Genomic DNA, 2,276 nt, shown 5'->3' with positions numbered 1-2,276 from the left:
GGTGGCGGCGTGAAGCTCCGCGAGATCTTCCGCTACGAGCTCGCGTACCAGGCCGGCCGCCTCACCACCTGGCTCTACTTCGCGGCCTTGGCCGTCGTCGCGTTCCTGTTCGTGCGGGGAAACTACCTGGCCGACGCGCTCGTCGCGGACTTCTACCTCAACTCGCCCTTCATCATCGCGGCCGTCACCGTCTTCTGCAGCCTGTTCTGGCTGGTGGTGGCGCCGGGAGTCACCGGCGAGATCGCCGTGCGCGACGTGGAGACGGGGATGCACCCCCTCACCTACATCCTCCCCGTCCGCAAGGCCGAGTACCTGGGGGGACGATTCCTTGCCGCGTTCGTCCTCAACGCGCTGATCATGCTCGCCGTGCCGGTCGGCGTGCTGCTCGCGGTCCACCTGCCCGGCGTGGATGCCGCGGTGGTCGGTCCGTTCCGGCCGGCCGCATACCTCACGGCCTACGCCTTCCTCGCGCTGCCGAACGCCTTCATCGGCACGGCGATCCAGTTCGCGTGCGCGACCCTGGGCCGCCGGGCCATCGGCAGCTACCTGGGCAGCGTGCTGCTGCTGTTCGTGGCCTACAGTGGCATCTTCGCGGTGATGCTGTTCATCCAGCGGAAGGAGTACGCGGAGCCGTTCGACGTGTTCGCCCACCTGACCATCTTCGACGTGACGGTGGGATGGACGGCCATCGAGAAGAGCATGCGCCTGATCCGGCTGGACGGCCCGCTGCTCCGCAGCCGCCTGATCTGGGTGGGCGTCGCGCTGGGGGCGCTGGCGCTCACCTGGGTCCGCTTCCGCTTCGAGCACCACACTGCGGGCTCGTGGTGGGGCCACCTCGTACGGCGGAGGGATGCGCACGCCCCCACGCCCACGCCCGCGGGGAGCGACGCCGCGAGGCCCCCCATCTCCGTCCCGCTCGTCCCGCGGACGTTCGGCCCGGCACTGTACGCGCGGCAGACGCTCGTCTTCGCGTGGACCTCGTTCCTGACGATCGCGAAGAGCCGGGCCGGGCTCGTCATCCTCGTCGTCATCGCGGCGCTCACGGTAAGGCTGGTGCCCCAGAACATGTACAACATGGGCACGCCGCTGCTGCCCACGACCGCGTACGTGCTCACGTTCCTGACGACGCCGCTGACGAATGCGATGACCGTTTGGGCGGTCATCCCCTTGCTCATCGTGCTCTGGGCGGGAGAGCTGGTGTGGCGGGAGCGGGAAGCCGGCCTGGGCGAGATCACCGACGCCGCGCCGGTGCCGGAATGGGTGCTCTTCGGGGGCAGGTTCCTGGGGCTGGGCCTGGTCCTGGTCGTGTGGATGGCGATGCTGACGGCGGCCGGGCTCCTCATCCAGGCCAGCATGGGGTACCACGACCACCAGATCGGGCTGTACCTGAAGGTCCTCTTCGGCCTCCAGCTTCCCGAGTACCTGCTGTTCGCCCTGCTCGCGCTGGTGGTGCAGGGGCTGGTCAACCAGAAGTACGCCGGCCACCTGGCGGCGCTTCTCGTCTATGCGCTCATCGCCTTCGCGCCCAAGCTGGGGATCCGGCACAACCTGCTCGTCTACGGCGGGAGCCCGGGGTGGACGTACTCGGACATGCGCGGGTTCGGCCCGTCGCTCGGGCCGTGGCTGTGGTTCAAGCTCTACTGGGCGGCGTGGGCGCTGCTGCTGGCGGTAGCGGCGAAGCTGCTGTGGATGCGGGGGATGGAGGGAGGGCTGCGGACGCGGCTCCGGCTGGCGCGCGGCCGCTTCACGCGCCCGACGGCGGCCGCGGCCATCTTGGCGGCGGGGCTCGTGCTGGGGCTAGGCGGCTTCATCTTCTACAACACGAACGTCCTGAACGACTACTCGTCCGCCTTCGACCGGAAGGAGCGGAGCGCGGAGTACGAGCGGCGCTACGCGCGGTACGCGGACGTCCCGCAGCCGCGGCTGACGGGGGCGAACCTGCGTGTCGAGATCTACCCCGACCGGCTGGCGGCGGAGATTCGCGGCACGTACCGGCTCGTGAATCGGAGTGCGGTGGCCATCGACTCCATCCACGTCGCCACCATGCCGGACGCGGAGACGGGGCCCATCGCCTTCGACCGGCCGGCTCGGCGCGTGGTGGAGGACGATGAGCACGGCCACCGCATCTACGCCCTGGAGCGGCCGCTGCAGCCCGGCGACTCGCTGCGGCTGAGCTTCGCGGTGAAGGTCGAGCCACGCGGCTTCCGGAACGGCGGGGCCGCCGCCAGCGTGGTGGCGAACGGCACCTGGCTCACGAACGGCGACTGGCTCCCCGC

General features: G+C 70.1%; 1 protein-coding gene. It reads left to right on the top strand.

Annotation, left to right across the window (positions count from 1 at the left end; all coding sequences use genetic code 11):
* Window positions 1–9 precede the first annotated feature (9 nt).
* A partial coding sequence (locus VFE05_05285) for a hypothetical protein (GenBank protein HET6229473.1) occupies window positions 10–2,276 on the top strand: 2,267 nt, incomplete at its 3' end.

This window comes from Longimicrobiaceae bacterium, from assembly GCA_035696245.1.
In the GTDB taxonomy this organism is placed as follows: Bacteria; Gemmatimonadota; Gemmatimonadetes; order Longimicrobiales; family Longimicrobiaceae; genus DASRQW01.
Note: the sequence above shows the minus strand (reverse complement) of the source record. Positions and strands in the feature narration are given on the sequence as shown.